General features: G+C 70.7%; 18 protein-coding genes. 6 read left to right on the top strand and 12 right to left on the bottom strand.

All coding sequences use genetic code 11. The features are described 5' to 3' along the window. Positions 1–30: 30 nt before the first annotated feature. The 4 genes from ABC337_RS00195 to ABC337_RS00180 are packed head-to-tail and all read left to right on the top strand — an operon-like array spanning position 31 to position 2,772. Positions 31–609: a universal stress protein gene (locus ABC337_RS00195; RefSeq protein ID WP_412882841.1), complete on the top strand. Its 579-nt coding sequence runs from the start codon at positions 31–33 to the stop codon at positions 607–609. Next, positions 609–1,124, top strand: coding sequence for a fluoride efflux transporter FluC (locus tag ABC337_RS00190; RefSeq protein ID WP_412882842.1), 516 nt, complete (start codon positions 609–611; stop codon positions 1,122–1,124). Before ABC337_RS00195 ends, ABC337_RS00190 begins: the two co-directional genes overlap by 1 nt. Beyond that, entirely contained in the window at positions 1,121–1,498 is a 378-nt protein-coding gene (crcB, locus tag ABC337_RS00185; protein ID WP_412882843.1) for a fluoride efflux transporter CrcB, read from the top strand. Before ABC337_RS00190 ends, crcB begins: the two co-directional genes overlap by 4 nt. Continuing rightward, positions 1,495–2,772, top strand: a complete 1,278-nt coding sequence (locus ABC337_RS00180) for an MFS transporter (protein WP_412882844.1) — start codon at positions 1,495–1,497, stop codon at positions 2,770–2,772. The genes crcB and ABC337_RS00180 overlap by 4 nt, the downstream gene beginning before the upstream one ends. Positions 2,773–2,776: 4 nt before the next feature. Here the strand turns inward: ABC337_RS00180 and ABC337_RS00175 are convergent, their stop codons facing one another. From ABC337_RS00175 to ABC337_RS00155, 5 genes are all read right to left on the bottom strand, one after another. Then, positions 2,777–4,336, bottom strand: coding sequence for a long-chain-fatty-acid--CoA ligase (locus tag ABC337_RS00175; protein ID WP_412882845.1), 1,560 nt, complete (start codon positions 4,334–4,336; stop codon positions 2,777–2,779). Positions 4,337–4,363: 27 nt separating this feature from the next. Beyond that, positions 4,364–5,560, bottom strand: coding sequence for an acetyl-CoA C-acetyltransferase (locus tag ABC337_RS00170; RefSeq protein ID WP_412882846.1), 1,197 nt, complete (start codon positions 5,558–5,560; stop codon positions 4,364–4,366). A 64-nt stretch (positions 5,561–5,624) separates the two neighbouring features. Then, positions 5,625–6,887, bottom strand: coding sequence for an acyl-CoA dehydrogenase family protein (locus ABC337_RS00165; RefSeq protein WP_412882847.1), 1,263 nt, complete (start codon positions 6,885–6,887; stop codon positions 5,625–5,627). 145 nt (positions 6,888–7,032) lie between these two features. After that, positions 7,033–7,782 (bottom strand): TetR family transcriptional regulator, encoded by a 750-nt coding sequence (locus ABC337_RS00160; RefSeq protein WP_412882848.1) that lies wholly within the window; start codon positions 7,780–7,782, stop codon positions 7,033–7,035. A 92-nt stretch (positions 7,783–7,874) separates the two neighbouring features. Beyond that, a complete protein-coding gene (locus ABC337_RS00155) occupies positions 7,875–8,711 on the bottom strand; it encodes a helix-turn-helix transcriptional regulator (RefSeq protein ID WP_412882849.1) in 837 nt (278 codons plus the stop codon). An 85-nt stretch (positions 8,712–8,796) separates the two neighbouring features. Here ABC337_RS00155 and ilvD point away from each other — a divergent pair, with 85 nt between their 5' ends. Beyond that, complete coding sequence (gene ilvD, locus ABC337_RS00150) at positions 8,797–10,656, top strand: dihydroxy-acid dehydratase (RefSeq protein ID WP_412882850.1); 1,860 nt, start codon at positions 8,797–8,799, stop codon at positions 10,654–10,656. 151 nt (positions 10,657–10,807) lie between these two features. Beyond that, complete coding sequence (locus tag ABC337_RS00145) at positions 10,808–11,308, top strand: mycothiol transferase (RefSeq protein WP_412882851.1); 501 nt, start codon at positions 10,808–10,810, stop codon at positions 11,306–11,308. A 51-nt stretch (positions 11,309–11,359) separates the two neighbouring features. On the opposite strand, the gene ggt is transcribed toward ABC337_RS00145, so the two are convergent. The 7 genes from ggt to ABC337_RS00115 all read right to left on the bottom strand — a co-directional run bounded on the left by ggt (position 11,360) and on the right by ABC337_RS00115 (position 17,362). Further along, positions 11,360–13,186 (bottom strand): gamma-glutamyltransferase, encoded by a 1,827-nt coding sequence (ggt, locus tag ABC337_RS00140; protein ID WP_412882852.1) that lies wholly within the window; start codon positions 13,184–13,186, stop codon positions 11,360–11,362. 92 nt (positions 13,187–13,278) lie between these two features. Then, positions 13,279–13,752, bottom strand: a complete 474-nt coding sequence (locus ABC337_RS00135; RefSeq protein WP_412882853.1) for an NUDIX hydrolase — start codon at positions 13,750–13,752, stop codon at positions 13,279–13,281. A 17-nt stretch (positions 13,753–13,769) separates the two neighbouring features. Beyond that, positions 13,770–14,666 carry an SDR family oxidoreductase gene (locus tag ABC337_RS00130; protein WP_412882854.1) on the bottom strand — a complete coding sequence of 299 codons (897 nt, stop codon included), beginning with the start codon at positions 14,664–14,666 and terminating at the stop codon, positions 13,770–13,772. A gap of 135 nt (positions 14,667–14,801) precedes the next feature. Beyond that, entirely contained in the window at positions 14,802–14,951 is a 150-nt protein-coding gene (locus tag ABC337_RS18535) for a DUF7340 domain-containing protein (protein ID WP_459562736.1), read from the bottom strand. Between the two features lie 109 nt (positions 14,952–15,060). After that, positions 15,061–15,621, bottom strand: a complete 561-nt coding sequence (locus tag ABC337_RS00125; protein ID WP_412882855.1) for a GNAT family N-acetyltransferase — start codon at positions 15,619–15,621, stop codon at positions 15,061–15,063. A 196-nt stretch (positions 15,622–15,817) separates the two neighbouring features. Next, the gene (locus ABC337_RS00120) at positions 15,818–16,861 is read right to left on the bottom strand and encodes an NAD(P)-dependent alcohol dehydrogenase (RefSeq protein ID WP_412882856.1); all 1,044 of its coding nucleotides are present in this window, start codon (positions 16,859–16,861) and stop codon (positions 15,818–15,820) included. 228 nt (positions 16,862–17,089) lie between these two features. Continuing rightward, the gene (locus ABC337_RS00115) at positions 17,090–17,362 is read right to left on the bottom strand and encodes a hypothetical protein (RefSeq protein WP_412882857.1); all 273 of its coding nucleotides are present in this window, start codon (positions 17,360–17,362) and stop codon (positions 17,090–17,092) included. Positions 17,363–17,372: the final 10 nt, after the last annotated feature.

The following is a 17,372-nucleotide window of genomic DNA, read 5'->3' as shown; positions in this document are numbered from 1 at the left end:
CTCACACAGACGCCACAGGACAGGAGCATCATGACACCTACAGGACCCGTCCCCGGTCCGGCGGACCCCGCCGCCGGGCAGCATTCCGCTTCCGAACACACCTCCGGCCCCGTCGATCGCATCGCCGGGCCCGTCGTCATGGGCGCGGTCCCGGGACAGCCCCAGGCCGTCGCCCACCGGGCCGCCGAGCTTGCCCTCAGCCTGGGTGTTCCCCTGATCTGCGCCTACGTGGATGTCAGCAGCTACCTCGCCGACGACCAGGCCGGCCACGACGGGACCCGGCCGATCGATCCCGACGGCATCGACGACGACGTCGAGGGGATCGCCGCGGCGCTGAAGGACCGGCTGGGGGAGACCCTGGACGCCGGCGGCGTGCCCTGGTCCTTTGTCGCCCTGGCCGGGGACCCAGCGCGGGCACTCGGCCGGCTCGCCGAGGCCAGCGGCGCCTCGATCATCGTTGTCGGGACGCGGGAGCGCGGCCTCGGCGCCCGTTTCGAGGAGCTGTTGGTCGGCTCGGTGGCGGTGCACCTGACCCACCGCCAGCACCGCCCTGTCCTGGTGGTCCCGCTCGCCCCGCAGCCCCGGCACCACGCGCGGGAGGACCGGTAATGGAACCCCGCACCCCGGACACCGTTCCCGGCGCCCGGCCGGACGGCACCCACGCCGTCGCCCCCGGCACCGGACACTCCGCGCAGGAGCCGGCACGCAGCCGGCGCCCGCTGCACCTGCACCCGGGCTTCCTGCTGCTGGTGGTGGCCGGCGGGATCGCCGGAACGCTGGCCCGCTACGGGCTCGGTTCCATCCTGCCCGCCCCCGGCGGCTGGCCGCTGCCCACGCTCGTGATCAACCTGGCGGGGGCATTCCTGCTGGGCCTGCTGCTGGAGGCCCTGATCCGCCGGGGCCCCGACGCCGGACGGCTGCGCGTCATGCGGCTGCTCCTGGGTACCGGGTTCATGGGCGCCTTCACCACTTACAGCACCCTGGCCCTGGAAAGCAACGGACTGCTCGCCGCCGGCCGCTCCCTCGACGCGCTGGCGTACGTGGGAGCCTCCCTGGTGGGCGGTTTCCTCGCCACCTTCGCCGGCATCCGGCTGGCCTCCGCGCGGCAGGGGGCACCCGAATGAGCCTGGTCACCGTCGCCCTGCTGGGCCTGGCCGGCGGCCTCGGCGCAGCCTCCCGGTTCCTGCTGGACGGACTGATCCGCAGCCGGGTCCGCGCCGCCCTCCCCGTGGCCACCATCGTCGTCAACGTCACCGGCTCCTTCCTCCTCGGCCTGATCGCCGGGGCCGTCGGAGCCCACGCCGCACCGGCGGAACTCCAGCTGATCGCCGGGACCGGGTTCCTGGGCGGCTACACCACCTTCAGCACCGCCAGCTTCGAGACGGTGCGCCTGGTCCAGTCCGGCCGGTCCGGGCTGGCGCTGGTCAACGGCCTCGGCACGGCCCTCGCCGCGGTCGGTGCGGCCGCCGCCGGCCTTATCCTGGGCGGGCTGCTGTGAGCTCCTCCGACCAGCCGGCACAGGCCGCGCCGGCAACGGCCGCGCGCCGGGAAAACCGGTTCGGCCCGATGGGCTTCGTCCTGTCCTTTGGTGTGGTCAGCATGCTGGCCGACGTCGTCTACGAGGGCGCCCGCGCCATCACCGGACCGTATCTGGCCACCCTCGGCGCCAGCGCCGTGATGGTCGGCTTCATCACCGGCGTCGGCGAGGCCGTGGCGCTGGTCCTCCGGCTCGGAACCGGGCCGCTGGCGGACCGCACGCGCAAGTACTGGCCGCTGACCATCACCGGGTACGCCCTGACCGCCGTCGCCGTCCCGCTGCTGGCCCTCGCCGGGTCCCTCTGGCAGGCCTCCGCCCTGGTGATCACCGAACGCTTCGGCAAGGCCGTCCGGACCCCGGCGCGCGACACCATGCTCTCCCACGCCGGGGCGACGCTGGGCCGCGGCCGGGCCTTCGCGATCCACGAGGCGCTGGACCAGTCCGGCGCGCTGGTGGGCCCGCTCCTGGTAAGCCTGATGATCGCGGTTTCCGGCTACCAGCTCGGCTTCGGCATCCTGGCCATCCCGGGCGCGCTGGCCATCGCCGCGGTCGTCCTGCTCCGGCGCTTCGTCCCGGCCCCCGAGCGGTTCGACGCCGGCCTGGCCGGCGACGGCGAGGCCGCCAATGCAGCCGCCCGCGTGATAGTGCCCGCGGCATCGGCTGGCCGAACGCCGCTGCCGGCCCGGTTCTGGTGGTACAGCGGCTTCACTGCCGTGTCCATGTTCGGGTTCTCCACCTTCGGCGTGGTCTCCTACCACCTGGAGGTGGCGAAGGTGCTGGCGCCGGCGCTGATCCCCGTGACCTACGCCGTGTCGATGGGCGCGGCGGCCCTGGCGGCGCTGGCCTCGGGCGCGCTGTATGACCGGATCGGGTTGCGCGGGCTGCTGGTGGCCCTGCCGCTCACCGCCGCCGTGCCGTTCCTGTCCTTTTCGGACTCGCCAGCCCTGGTGTGGGCGGGGGCGGCGGTCTGGGGCGCGGCGCTCGGCATCCACGAATCCACGCTGCGCGCCGCCGTCGCGGACCTGGTCCCGGCCGCCCGGCGCGGCACCGGGTACGGGATTTTCACCGCCGTCTATGGCCTCGCCTGGCTCGCGGGCTCGACGATCATCGGCGCCCTGTACGCGACGTCCCCTGCGGGGCTGGCGTTCTTCACGATCGCCACCCAGGTGGCCGCCCTGCTGGTCTTCATCCCGCTGTTGCGTTCCGGCGCGGGACGGCCCGCCGCGCCGGCGTAGGCGCCTACCCTGCCGGGTCGGCGGCGAGTTCGCGCTTGAGGATCTTGCCGCTGGGACCCAGCGGCAGTTCATTCAGCAGCCGGATGATGCGCGGGTACTTGTAAGCGGCCAGCTGCGAGCTGGCGAACTCGACCAGTTCCGCCTCCGTCACCGTGGCCCCGGCGTCGAGCACGATCGCCGCGGCGACCTCCTGGCCGTGGACCTCGTGCGGGACACCGTAGACGGCGGCGCTGACAACCTGCGGGTGGGTCAGCAGCAGCTCCTCGACCTCCCGCGGGTAGACGTTGTAGCCGTTGCGGATGATCATGTCCTTTTTGCGGTCCACGATGGTGAGGTAGCCGTCGTCGTCCTTGGTGCCCAGGTCGCCGGTGCGGAACCAGCCGTCGACGACGGCGTCCGCGGTGGCCTCGGGACGGTTCAGGTAGCCCTTCATCAGCAGGTGGCCGCGGACCACCAGTTCGCCGAGCTCGCCGTTGGGCAGCAGCTCGATGCTCTCCACGGTCTCGGCCCGGGCGATTTCGATGTCCACGCCCCAGATCGGGATGCCGATGGTGCCCGGCCGCGGCGTCATGCCGACGTGGTTGAACGCCGCTACCGGGGAGGTCTCGGTCAGGCCGTAGCCCTCGTGGATCTCGATGCCGAACACGTCGCGGAACCGGTCCATCACCGCCAGCGGCAGCGACGCGCCGCCGGAGATGCCGTAGCGCAGGTCCGCCGGCCGCACCGACGTCGACTTCGCGGCCTCCAGCAGCGCCACGTACATGGTGGGCACCCCGACGAAGACGTTGACCTTGTGCTTGGCCACGAGCTCCAGGGCGCCCTGGCCGGTGAACCGCGGCAGCAGCACCACGGTGGCGCCGGCGCGCAGTCCGGCGTTGAGGACCACTGTCTGGCCGAAGGTGTGGAAGAGCGGCAGGCCGCCGAACAGCACGTCCCCGGGCTTGAAGTCCATCACGCTGGTCAGGATCACGGAGGTCTGCTCCACCAGTGCGAAGTGTGTCCCCAGCGCACCCTTGGGCTTGCCCGTGGTGCCGGAGGTGTAGAGGATCGTGGCGGTGTCCGAGGGGCGGCTGGGTTCGTAGCTGCGGATCGGTTCCGCCGCGGCGGCTTCCGCCTCGAGCCGGGGCAGGTCGCCGCCCTCGGGCGACATGACCGTCAGGACGTCGACGCCGCTGGCCGCGGCCCCGGCGGCGCCCTCGGCCAGGAGGGCATCGGCGCAGATCATCAGCCGCGCGCCGCTGTCCTGGAGGACGTACTCGATTTCGCGGGCCTTGAGCAGGGCGTGCACCGGCACCACGATCGCGCCGAGGGCCAGCACCGCGTAGTAGACGCGGGCGAAGTCCGGCACGTTCGGGATCAGCACGGCGACGGCGTCGCCCGGGCCGATGCCGCGGGCGCGCAGGGCGCCGGCGTACTCGCGGGTCTGCCGCCAGAGATCGCCGTAGCTGGTCCGGTCCTCCCCGACGATCAGGGCCGTGCGGTCCGGGGAGCGGCGGGCGGATTCCGCCAGGATCGCCGCGACGGAAATGGTGGCGAAACCGTCGCCGCTGGTGGTGTTGGTCATGTCCTGCTTCTTCGTCTGAGGGGGTGGTTAGGCTTTGAGGACCAGGGCGTCGCCCTGGCCGCCGCCGCCGCAGAGGGCGACGACGCCGGTGCCGCCGCCGCGGCGCTTTAGGGCGAGTGCCTGGTGCAGGACCAGGCGGGCCCCGGAGGCGCCGACGGGGTGGCCGAGGGCGATCGCGCCGCCTTCGGCGTTGACGACGTCGGTGTCGATGCCCAGGTCGTTGGCGGACTGGATCAGCACGGAGGCGAAGGCCTCGTTGATTTCCACCAGGTCCAGGTCCTTGGCGTGCAGCCCCTCCTGGGCGAGGGCGCGGTCGATGGCCCGGGCCGGCTGGGAGTGCAGGGAGCCGTCCGGACCGGCGGTCTGGCCGTGGGCGCCGATCTCGGCGATCCACTCGAGGCCGGCGGCGATCGCGGCTTCCTTGCTGGCGATGACGAGGGCCGCGGCACCGTCGGAGAGCGGCGAGGCGGAGCCGGCGGTGATGGTGGCGGCGGCGTCCTTGGAGAACGCCGGGCGCAGCTGCGCGAGGGACTCGGCGGTGGTGTCGGCGCGGATGCCCTCGTCGTGCTCCAGGGTCAGGGCCGGGCCCTTCCGCTGGGGTACCTCGATGGGGGCGATTTCCTCGGCGAGGATCCCGGCGGCGCGGGCGGCCTCGGCGCGCTGGTGCGAGCGGGCCGCGACGGCGTCCTGTTCCTCGCGGCTGATCTGCCGTTCGACGTTGCCGGCATCCGTGGCCTCGCCCATCAGCTTTCCGCTGACCGGGTCCTGCAGGCCGTCGTGGTTCAGGGAATCGAGCATGGGCGCGTCGCCGATCACGACGCCGGCGCGCAGTCCGGGGACCAGGTGCGGGGCGTTGGTCATGGATTCCTGGCCGGCGGCGACGATGAAATCGGCCTCCCCGGCGCGGATCATCCGGGCGGCGTCGATCACGGCCGTGAGGCCGGAGAGGCAGAGCTTGTTGATGGTGACGGTGGGGACGTCCCAGCCGATGCCGGCGGCGAGGCTTGCCTGCCGGGCGGGGCCCTGGCCTGCGCCGGCCTGGATGACCTGGCCGACGATCACGGCGCCGACCTGTTCGGGAGCGACGCCGGTGCGCTCCAGTGCGGCGCGGATGGCGTGGGAACCCAGTTCGCTGGAGGAGAAGGCGGACAGGCCGCCGCGGAAGCGGCCGAAGGGGGTGCGGGCGCCTCCGAGGATGACCGGGGTGATGGCGTTCTGGTTCATGGGTGGGTCCTTTGGTGGGTGGCGTCTGTCAGGGGACGGCGGATCAAGCGAAGAAATGGGCGGGTCAGGCGAACGCGGAGGTGCCGGTGATGCCGCGCCCGATGATGAGCGCCTGCATGGTCTCGGTGCCTTCGTAGGTGTGGATGGCCTCGATATCGGCCAGGTGCCGGGCGACGCGGTTGGCCAGCAGGATGCCGTTGCCGCCGAGCAGGTCGCGGGCGTTGGAGGCGATGCCGCGGGCCAGCCGGGTGCAGGTGTACTTGGCCAGCGCGGCCTGTTCGGCGGTCAGGGTGCCGGCCTCGTCCAGCCGGGTCATCTGCATGACCATCAGCTGCATGGTGGAGAGCTCGCTGAGCATGCGGGCCAGCCGTTCCTGCACGATCTGGGAGGAGGCCAGCGGCCGGCCGAACTGCTTGCGCTGCTTGGCGTACTGGACGGCGGTCTCGTAGCAGGCGGTGGCGTGGCCGACGGCGGACCAGGCGACACTCAGCCGGGTGGCCAGCAGGACGCGGGCGGTGTCCTTGAAGGTGCGGGCGCCGGGCAGGATGTTCTCCTCCGGAACGAAGACGTCCTCCAAGCGGATGTGGGCCTGCCAGATGGCGCGCAGGGCAAGCTTGCCCTCAATGGTGGTGCCGGTGTAGCCGGGGGAGTCCTGCGGGACGAGGTAGCCGTGGACCTGCCCGTCCTCGCCGCGGGCCCACACCACGCTGAGACCGCCGATGGAGCCGTTGCCGATCCACTTCTTCTCGCCGTTGAGCAGGACGCCGCCGTCGGTGGGGGTGGCGGTGGATTCCAGGCCCACGGAGTCGGAGCCGTGGGTGGGTTCGGTGAGGGCGAAGGCGGCGTACTCGGTGCCCTCGGCGATCGGGGCCAGCCAGCGCCGCTTCTGCTCCTCGGAGCCGCATTCGGCGACCGAGCGGAGGGCCAGGCCGCCCTGAACGGCGATCATCGTGGCCACAGAGCCGTCGCCGCGGCTGATCTCCATGGTGACCAGGCCCGCGGCCATGCTGCTCATCGGGGCGTGGCCCTCGACGTCGATGCCGTCGCGCAGGAGGTCCAGTTCGCCGAGGCGGCGCAGCAGGTGCACGGGGTATTCGGCGCGTTCCCAGTAACCGTCGATCACCGGGAGGACCTCGTCCTGGACGAAGCCGCGGGCGCGGTCCCAGTAGGCGCGGTCCTCATCCCTGATGCCGGTGAAGAGGGCGGCCGGGTCGGTTCCCAGCGCCTCGGTCAGGAGATAGTCCGGCTCCACGGTGCCGGCGGGGAAGCCGGCCGGGACGGTGCTGGAGTTTTCGGTGGCCGCGGAGGCGGGCGACGTCGTCGTCATGTGCGTGGTGGTCCTCGTCGATAGCGTCGGCGGCTGAGCGCCGCCCGTGGCGTGGCTCACACCACGTCGATCAAGGATGCAATGAAACGCAGTTCCACGTCAAGAAACTCCGTTCCAAGGATCCGGTACGTCCGGGGGGAACTCCTCAGGGGAGCGCGTCGCGGACCGCGCGGGCCACGGCGTCCTTGTCTGCGGCTCCTGCCAGCACGGTCACCACCACGGTGCTGGCGGTCGCTGCCGGGGCGGTGCCGAGCAGGACCGGCCGGAACAGGGCGGACAGGCCGCGGAGTTCCGCGGCGAGTTCGCGCATCCGCCGGGCGTCGGCGTCCTCCCGTTGGCCGGCGTCCTCGGTCGCTGGCGAGCGCAGCCATTGGCGGAGAAAAGCGTTGTGGACGGCGACGACGGCGGCCGCGTAGGCGACGGCGGTGTGCTCGCGGTGCTCCGCGGCCGGCCGGTCACCCGTTCCGGGGGCGGAGGCGAGGGTGGGCAGACGATCGAGCAGGTGCACCAGGAAAGCGCGTTCGTACCGGTGCGAGGTGACCAGTTCCCGGTCGCGGAGCGAGGGCACGGCCTGCATCAGTTCGTAGCGTGCCCGGGACGTTTCGCGGTGGCGCAGGTGGTGCTCGAACACCAGCAGGGCGGCGTCCTCGACGGCGGCGAGCGGATCCTGCCGGGAGTCGGCCAGCCGGCCGGTGACCTGCGCCAGGATCCGTTCGTGGTCGGCGAAGACCACATCCTCCTTCGACCCGAACTTGCGGAAGAAGGTGCTCCGGCTCATCCCGGCGGCCTCGGCGAGTTCCTCCACGGAGGTGGCGTCGAAGCCCTGCCGGGCCAGAAGCCCGATGGCGGCGGCCGCCGGGCTGTCGGCGTCGTGGGTCACGGGCTGGCTGGTCATGGCCCGAAAGTAGCACACCGCCGCGCACGGGAGCGGCCTAACGCTGCGTCAGCCGCGCTCCGCGGGGGCGCCGGATTCCTGGCTGTCCGCCTTTAGGCACTCCCCGGGACAAGGCGCCCCATCCTGGACCCGGCCCCGCTGCCCGGTGCCGGCGTGTAGACCACCAGGTGAAGGTCCGGCCGGTCCGAGGGGGAGAGCTGATGGTGCTCCAACTGCAGGATGCCGACGCCTGGGTGGTGGAAGACCCTCTCCCGCGATTCGAAGCCGAGAATGTCGTACCGGTCCCAGCCTTCCTTGAACTCCGGGCTGGCGGACTTGAGCCGTTCCACCAGGTTCCTGACGTCCACGTCGCCCAGGCGCTGCCCGGTTTCGGCACGGAACTCGGCCAGGAACCGCTGGCTGGTCACCTCCCAGTCCGGCAGGAGGTCCCGGACGTAGGGGTCGGTGAAGACGAGCCACAGCAGGTTGCGGTCGGCGGCGGGCACGGTGGCGATGTTGGGGAACAGGGCCGCGTAGGCGCTGTTCCAGCCCGCGATGCCCCAGTCCGGGAACAGGGCGAACGACGGGTTCGGGTCCAGGGCGTCGAGCAGGCGCTGGAGATGGGCGGGGGCGGTGGCCGCCGCGGCGGCTCCCGGCCCGACGGCGGCGTAGCCCCCGAGGGACAGGACGTAGTCCAGCCCGGCGTCCGAAAGATGCAGGGCCCGGCCGACCGCTTCGAGGACCTGGCGGGACGGATTGATGTCCCGTCCCTGTTCCAGCCAGGTGTACCAGGTCACGCTGACGCCGGAGAGGAAGGCTACCTCTTCGCGGCGCAGGCCCCGCTCGCGGGTGCGGGACAGGGGTGGGAGGCCGTAATCCACCCGGACGGCCTGGTTCCGGCGGGCGCGGAGGAAGAGCCCCAGTTCTTTGCGACGATCGGCGTGCTGCACCCGAAAATACTATTACTCTGGTACTCCTACTACTAGTATCAAGGCCGTCTTCACCCCGGCCGCGGCACGGTGCAGGATGATAGACATGCCTGCACTTCGCTCTAAAACAGTCACCCACGGCCGGAACATGGCCGGAGCCCGCGCACTGCTGCGCGCCTCCGGCGTCGCCAACTCGGACATCGGAAAGCCGATCATTGCCGTGGCCAACTCCTTCACCGAGTTCGTTCCCGGCCACACCCATCTTGCCCCCGTCGGGCGGATCGTCTCCGACGCGATCCTGGCCGCCGGAGCGGTTCCCCGCGAGTTCAACACCATCGCGGTGGATGACGGTATCGCCATGGGCCACGGCGGCATGCTGTACTCGCTGCCCTCCCGCGACCTGATCGCCGACTCGGTGGAGTACATGGTGAACGCCCACTGCGCCGACGCCCTGGTCTGCATCTCCAACTGCGACAAGATCACCCCCGGCATGCTGATGGCCGCGCTCCGCCTGAACATCCCCGTGGTGTTCGTCTCCGGCGGCCCCATGGAGGCCGGGCGCGTGACCCTGACCGATGGGTCTGTCCGCTCCCTGGACCTGGTGAACGCTATCTCCGACGCCGTCGACGAGTCCATTTCCGACGCCGACATCAACCTCATCGAAGAGAACGCCTGCCCCACCTGCGGATCCTGCTCCGGCATGTTCACCGCCAACTCGATGAACTGCCTCACCGAGGCCATCGGCCTGTCGCTGCCCGGCAACGGCTCCGTGCTCGCCACCCACACCGCGCGCAAGGCGCTGTACGAGAAGGCCGGGACCACCGTCGTCGAGCTCGTGAAGCGTTACTACGACGGCGACGACGAGTCGGTGCTGCCGCGCTCGATCGCCACCGCCAAGGCCTTCGACAACGCCATGGCGCTGGACATCTCCATGGGCGGATCCACCAACACCATCCTCCACCTGCTGGCCGCGGCCCAGGAGGCGGGCGTGGACTATGGCCTGGCCGAGATGGACGCCAAGTCCCGCCAGGTACCCTGCCTGGCCAAGGTGGCCCCGAACGTGGCCAAGGACCGGACCTACTACATGGAGGATGTGCACCGCGCCGGCGGCATCCCCGCGCTGCTGGGCGAGCTGAACCGCGGCGGCCTCCTGCACAAGGACGTCCACTCGGTGCACTCGGCAGACCTGGACGGCTGGCTGGACGACTGGGACATCCGCGGCGGCAAGGCCACGGAGGAAGCCAGCGCCCTGTGGCACGCGGCCCCCGGCGGTGTCCGGTCCTCCACGGCGTTTTCCCAGTCGAACGAGTGGACCTCGCTGGACACCGACGCCGCCGAAGGCTGCATCCGCTCCGTGGAGCACGCCTACTCCAAGGACGGCGGGCTGGCCGTGCTCCGCGGCAACGTGGCCGTGGACGGCGCCGTGGTGAAGACCGCCGGTGTGGATGAATCCATCTGGACCTTCTCCGGCCCGGCCGTGGTGTGCGAGTCCCAGGATGAGGCCGTGGAGAAGATCCTGAACAAGACCATCAAGGAAGGCGACGTGGTGGTCATCAGGTACGAGGGGCCCAAGGGCGGTCCGGGCATGCAGGAAATGCTGTACCCAACGTCGTTCCTCAAGGGCCGCGGCCTGGGCAAGAAGTGCGCCCTGATCACCGACGGCCGTTTCTCCGGCGGCACCTCCGGCCTGTCCATCGGGCACATCTCCCCGGAGGCTGCCTCCGGCGGGACCATCGCCCTGGTCGAAGACGGGGACATCATCAGCATCAACATCAGCCAGCGGTCCCTGCAGCTGGAAGTCAGCGAAGAACTGCTGGCCGAGCGGCGGGAGAAGCTGCTGATCAACGGCGGCTACAAGCCCAAGGACCGGGAGCGCCAGGTCTCGGCCGCACTGCGCGCGTACGCCGCCATGGCCACCTCCGCGGACAAGGGCGCCGTCCGCGACGTCACGCTCCTGGGAGGCTAGGCCCGGCCGGCCGCCTGTCCGCGCACGACAACGGCGGCCCGTTGCCCTATTACCTATGGTGCCTATGACCCCCTGGCACCCGGAAGTGATAGGGCAACGGGCCGTTCGTGTGCCAGCATGGGCGGACGAACGACGCCAGGGAGGGAATGGAATGAAATCCAACGAACTGCTGCTCGATGCCTTCGGTCGGATCCGCGAGACGGTGGAGGCCGTGCTGGACGGAGCGGACGAACGCACCCTGACCCGGCGCCCGGGAGGGACCGGGAACTCCATCGCCTGGCTTCTCTGGCACCTGGCCCGGGTGGAGGATGCCCAGGTCTCCTCCGCCGCCGGCCTCCCGCAGGTCTGGACCAGCCAGGGCTTTGCCGGCAGGTTCGGGCTCCCGCTGCCCGAGGGGGACACCGGCTACGGCCACTCCTCCGACCAAGTGGATGCCGTGACCGCCGGGCCGGACCTGCTGCTGGAGTACTACGACGCCGTCCACCGCCAGACCGCCGGCTTCATCGAAGGCCTGGACGACGGCGGGCTGGACCGGGTGGTGGATGAGCGGTGGGATCCGCCCGTGACCCTGGGCATGCGCCTGGTCAGCACCGTGGCGGACTGCCTCCAGCACGTGGGCCAGGCCGCCTACGCCAAGGGCCTGGGCGGCTGATCCGCCCAGGCCCTTGGTCAGGCTGGTTGCTGCGTGTGAAACCGCCGGCGGTTACCTGCCGGCGCTGAGCACCATGGCCGAGCCGCCGCCGCGTCGGACCGGTTCGGCGGCGGCGGTCAGCCGTCCGCCCGGTCCGAACTCGATGGCCGTCGCGGCGCCGATCTCCGCCGCGGACGTGAAGGCGTCGCCCGAGGGCGTGAACTGGTGCCCGAACGGGGTGAGCTGATCGCCGTAGGCCGCAATGAACGCCGGCTCGGCGGTGACCTTCGCCGTGTTCCGCTGCGAGGCGCGGGGCGCGGCGATGGCCTCCGAGATGGTCATGCCCAGGTCCACCCGGTTCAGGATGGTCTGCAGCACGGTGGTGATGATCGTGGACCCGCCGGGCGAGCCCAGGGCGACGAACGGGGCGCCGTCCTTGAGGATGATGGTCGGGGACATCGAGGAACGGGGACGCTTCCCGGGTTCGATCCGGTTCGGGTCCTGCGCGTCATAGACCGTGGAGAAGTCGGTCAGCTCGTTGTTGAGCAGGAAGCCGCGGCCGGGAACCACCATGCCGGAACCGCCGGTCTGCTCGATCGTGAGCGTGTACTCGGCCACGTTGCCCCACTTGTCCGCCACCGTGAGGTTGGTGGTGGAGATGTTCTCAGTGTCCTTGTCGCTGGCCGCCGGCGCCGTGGAGGCGGGGCACACGCCGTCGTAGTTGGCGACGTCGCCCGGCGCCACCGGCTTGGTGGCCGCATGCAGGGGATCGATTAGGCAGGCGCGCTCCTTGCCGAAAAGCGGATCGGTCAGGGCCGCCGTCGGGACCTTGACCTTGGCCGGGTCGCCGACATACTTGCCGCGGTCGGCGAAGGCCAGGGCGCTGGCCTCCAGGTAGTGGTGCAGCGCGCCGGCGGTGGACAGGCCGGAGAGGTTGGTGGGGGCCAGGATGTTCAGGGCCTCGCCCACGGTGGTGCCGCCGCTGCTCGAGGGAGCCATGCCGAAGACATCCAGTCCGCGGTAGCCCACCCGGGTGGGGTCCTGGTCGGCGGCCCGGTAGCCGGCCAGGTCCGCCGTCGTCATCGATCCCGCGGGCACTGGCAGCGTGGTGCCGGGCGCCTTGGCGGGGTTCTGGACGGTGGCCGCGATGTCGGCGGCCAGCGGCCCGGTGTAGAAGCCCTCGGTGCCCTGCTTGGCCAGGAGACGGTAGGTCGCGGCGAGGTCGTGGTTCTGGAAGATGCTGCCGACGGCGGGGGCGTCGCCGCCGGGAAGGAACAGCTCGCTGGTGGCCGGGAAGGCGGCGAACCGGGCCTTGTTGTCCAGGGTCTGCTGGCGGAAGGTGGGGTCGACGACGAAGCCGCGGTCGGCCACCTTGATGGCCGGTTTCAGGGCCTCGCCCAATCCCAGGCTGCCCCACCGTTCCAAGGCGCGCTGCCAGGTGGCCGGGGTGCCCGGAACACCGACGGCGACGCCGCTGGTGACCAGTTCCGGGGTGAACCGGTAGGGCTTCCCCGTGGATTTGTCGATGAAGGCGTCGGGGGTGATGCCGGCCGGCGCGGTTTCCCGGCCGTCGATGGTGCCCACGGACTTGCTCTTGGCGTCGTAGTACACGAAGTACCCGCCGCCGCCGACGCCGGCGCTGTACGGTTCGGTGACACCCAGGGTGGCGGCCGCCGCGACCGCGGCGTCTGCCGCGTTGCCGCCCTTGCGGAGGACCTCGATCGCCGCGGCGGACGCCTCCGGATCGACGGTACTCACGGCGCCGCCGTACCCGGTGGCGGTGGGGGTCTTCTCCGTCTCGCGGGGATCGGCGACGGCGGGGCCCGCGACGGCGCCGCCGGCCACGGTGAGTGCCAGCGCCGCCGTCAGGGCGGAGAGCCTGCGTCCTGGTGTTTTCATGAATGCTCCCGGTGAAGAGGTCTGTCGATTCATGTCACACTACGTGTCGATTTTGTGACATTCAATGACAAGACGTTCTGCGTCGGGGGGCGTCAGGCCGGTTTCCCGCCTAGGTGCCGGACGAGGGCGTCGAGCATGGGGAGCTGGCCGCGGACCAACCGGACCCTGGCCTCGTCCTCGCCAACCCATTCGGCGGCATCGATCTCGGGGAATTCCCGGATGGTGCCGGAGCCCTTGGGCCACTCCAGTGGGAAGGTGTTGCTGACGATCCGCTCCGGGGCGAAGTCCGTCTCCGCGGCGAAGACGGTGACCACCTTCCCGGATGACTGCCGGAAGCTGCCCAGCGGAACGTAGTCGGCCTCGGGCGGCGGGGTGCCGATCTCCTCGGTGAACTCACGCCGGGCCGCGGCCAGCGGATCCTCCTGGTCCGTGTGGATGCCCTTCGGGATGGACCAGGACGCGGTCTTCTTCCGCGCCCAGAACGGACCGCCCATGTGGGCGATCCAGACCTCCAGCCCGGCGTCGGTCCGGCGGTAGAGCAGCAGGCCGGCGCTGTGGACGGTCATGGGGCTGCCGGGTCCGCTTAGTTGCCGGTCCCGTGTTCCGGGCTGGTGTCCTTGAGTGCGGCGACCGCCGAGCGCACCGCGTCGGGCATGGTGGTGGCCGGCCGCCCGATCAGGGATGCGAGCTGGCCGGAGGTGACAAGGAGGTCGCCGCGGGCAATTCCGACGTCGGAGTCGGCGAGGATGCCGGCGAAGTCCGCGGGGACGCCGAATCCGGCGAGCATCGCGGCGTAGTCCGCGGCGGGGAGGTCCTGGTAGGCGACGGGCTGTCCGGCCGCCGCGCTGATCTCGGCCGCCAGTTCCGCCATGGTGAAGGCCTGGTCGCCGCCGAATTCGTAGACCTTGCCGGCCTGGTCATCGGCCAGCAGCACGGCTGCGGCCGCGTCCGCGTAGTCGGCGCGGGCGGCGGCGCTGACCTTGCCGTCACTGGCGCTGCCGGCGAAGCCGCCCTGTGCCAGGGTGCCCGGCAGCTGTTCGGTGTAGTTCTCCAGGTACCAGCCGTTGCGCAGGAGGACGTGGGGCAGCCCGGATTCGGCGAGGAGCTTCTCGGTGGACTGGTGTTCGGCGGCGAGCTTCATCCCCGTGCTGTCCGCGTTGGCGATGCTGGTGTAGGCGATGAGTTCCACGCCCTCGGCCCGGGCGGCGTCGATGACGGTCCGGTGCTGTTCCAGGCGCTGCCCGACGGCGCTGCCGGAAATCAGCAGCACCTTCGACGCACCCTTGAGGGCCGCGGCGACCGACCCGGCGTCGTCGTAGTCCATGGCCCGGACCTGCACGCCGCGGCCGGCGAAATCATCCAGCTTGTCGACGGCGCGGCCGACGGCGACCAGCTCGCCGGCGGGGGCGCCGCGGCGGAGCAGGGATTCCAGGACGAGGCGGCCCAGGTGGCCGGTGGCGCCGGTGACAACGATGCTCATGATGGTTCCTCTCGGGTGTGGTGTGCTCTTCCGAGGGCTTCAACGCGCGGGCGGCACCGGATCATCCCGGCGGATCATGCAGTCCAACCATCCGTCTCCGACGAGCGCCGGGGCCGGGCTCCCGGCGCGCGGCCGCTACCAGTTCTGCGGGTCGTTGAGCCGGCACAGCTGCGAACTGCACTGCCGGTCGCTGACCTGCCAGTCGGGCTGCCGGGCGGACGCCTGGCGCCGGTCGGTCCAGTTCGGAACCACGCGGGATCCGCAGGCCGGACAGGGCGGCTCCATGTGGGCGCGTCGCTGTGCCTTATTCATATTTCCCCCAAGAAATGTTGAAACGTACCCGCCACGGTAGCAATAACTCCAGTGACGTTACAAAACCCGGGGCGGGTGGGTCCTAGGCGTCGTCGTCGGTGAGGCGGCGGAAGTCGCGGGAGAGGTAGAAGGCCAGGGCGGCGAAGTTTCCGCTGTCCACCGTGACCGCCACCGTTGAGCGGCCCTGTATCTGGAGGGTGTCGAGGCAGTGGCTGAGCAGTTCGTCGGCCAGGCCCTGGCGGCGGAAGTCGGGATGGGTGAAGAGTTCGGCGATCACGGCGTCCCATTCCCCGTCGCTGCCGGGCGCAGGTTCGGTGACGATGATGGCCGCCGTCAGCTGGCCCTCGGGTCCGGTCAGGACGGCGGAGGCCTCGGGGAGGTGGGCGCCCTCCGCTCCGCCGAGGAGCGCGTCGATCCAGCCGGTGGCCCGCTCGGGCGGCTGGGGCAGGCTCTCCGCGTACGACTCGTGGTACATCCGCGAGAGTTCGTCGACGTCGTCGGGCTTGATGGGGCGGAGGGGAACGCCGCGGCGGGTGGAGCCGCCGGCGGCCGTTTCAGCGGTGAGGACGAACAGGGGATTCACGGCGACCTGCACTCTCTCCTGGGCGGAGTCCGGGGATGCCCGGGCCGGGGCGGTGCGCACCGGCCTTCCATCCAGACTGTACCGCCAATATTGCGCCCAGGTTTCGGGCCGGTGATATTTGTGGAGATCTTTCGGTTGCCCTGCAGCCCGGACACAGGAACGGCTCGGCGGCACAGGGAATTCCTGCGCCGCCGGGCCGTCTGCCGGTACCGGGGACGGGTCGCACAGTGCGGTCCGTCCCGGGTGGCGGACGTGTCTAGCTGAGCGTGGCCGTGTCGATGACGAAGCGGTAGCGAACGTCGGAGGCCAGGACGCGCTCGTAGGCCTCGTTGATCTTCTCGGCCGGGATGACCTCGATCTCGGCGCCCAGGTGGTGCTCGGCGCAGAAGTCCAGCATCTCCTGGGTCTGGCGGATGCCGCCGATCATGGAGCCGGCGAAGGAGCGCCGGCCGCCGATCAGGGCGAACGCGTTGACCGGGAGCGGCTCGGCGGGGGCGCCGACGTTGACCATGGTGCCGTCGAGGCGCAACAGCTGCAGGTAGGAGCTGATGTCGATCGAGGCGCTGACCGTGTTGATGATCAGGTCGAAGCTGCCGGCGAGCTCGCTGAAGGTGTTCTCGTCGCTCGTGGCGTAGTAGTGGTCGGCGCCCAGCTTCAGGCCGTCTTCCTGCTTCTTGAGCGACTGCGAGAGCACGGTCACCTCGGCGCCCATGGCGTGGGCGAGCTTGACGGCCATGTGGCCGAGACCGCCCAGGCCGACGACGGCGACCTTCTTGCCGGGGCCGGCGTTCCAGTGCCGCAGCGGCGAGTAGGTGGTGATGCCGGCGCACAGCAGGGGAGCGGCGACGTCGAGCTCGATGCCCTCCGGGATCCGCACCACGAAGTCTTCGGTGACGACGACGTGGGTGGAGTAGCCGCCCTGGGTGATGGTGCCGTCACGGTCGACGGCGCCATAGGTGCCGGTGTTGCCTTTCAGGCAGTACTGCTCTTCGCCGGCCTTGCAGTTCACGCACTCGCCGCAGGAGTTGACCATGCAGCCGACGCCGACGCGGTCGCCGACGGCGTGCTTGGTGACGGCGGAGCCGACCTCGGTGACGATGCCGGCGATCTCGTGGCCGGGAGCGAGCGGGTAGGACTGGGGGCCCCAGTCGCCGCGGACGGTGTGGATATCCGAGTGGCAGATGCCGGCGAACTTGATTTCGATCAGGACGTCATGGGGTCCGACGTCGCGGCGTTCGATCTTGGTGGGGACCAGGTCGCCGGTGGCGGACGGTGCGGCATAAGCGTTAACGGTAAGCATGTATCTCCAGTGTGTATCTGTGATTCGTTAGCGGTCTGGGGAGAATCAGCAACAGCTGCCGGCGGGGGATCAGCCAAGGCTGCGCCGGAGTGCGACCCCGGCCGGCGAACCGATCGGAGCCACAGTGGGAGACAACAGCACGCCCGGCGGGATTGTTCCGCAGTTTGCTGATTAATTTTCTTAGACGTCCGACGCCGGGGCCGCGGGGTCAGGTGCGTGGAAGGCGGGTCAGGCGCGTCCGCGGGCCATGTCCGGGTGGACGCGGACGAACTCGATCCGGTTGCCGGAGTTGGTCCGTGCTTTGGGTGTCCGGGAGAAGCCCTTGGCGTCCAGGTTGTTGCCGGCACGGAACTCGGCCAGCGACCGGTCGTAGGCGGCGTTGAGGTCGCGTCCGGTGAACTCCCCGGTGGAGCCGTCGCTGAAGGTGATGGTGACGGCGGTGCCGGCCGGAAGGTGCCGCGGCATCCGGATGAAGCCCTCGTCGTCCTGCTGGAAGTGCATCAGGGGATCT

The sequence above is a fragment of the Arthrobacter phoenicis genome, assembly GCF_047238215.1.
Lineage (GTDB): Bacteria > Actinomycetota > Actinomycetes > Actinomycetales > Micrococcaceae > Arthrobacter.
Note: the sequence above shows the minus strand (reverse complement) of the source record. Positions and strands in the feature narration are given on the sequence as shown.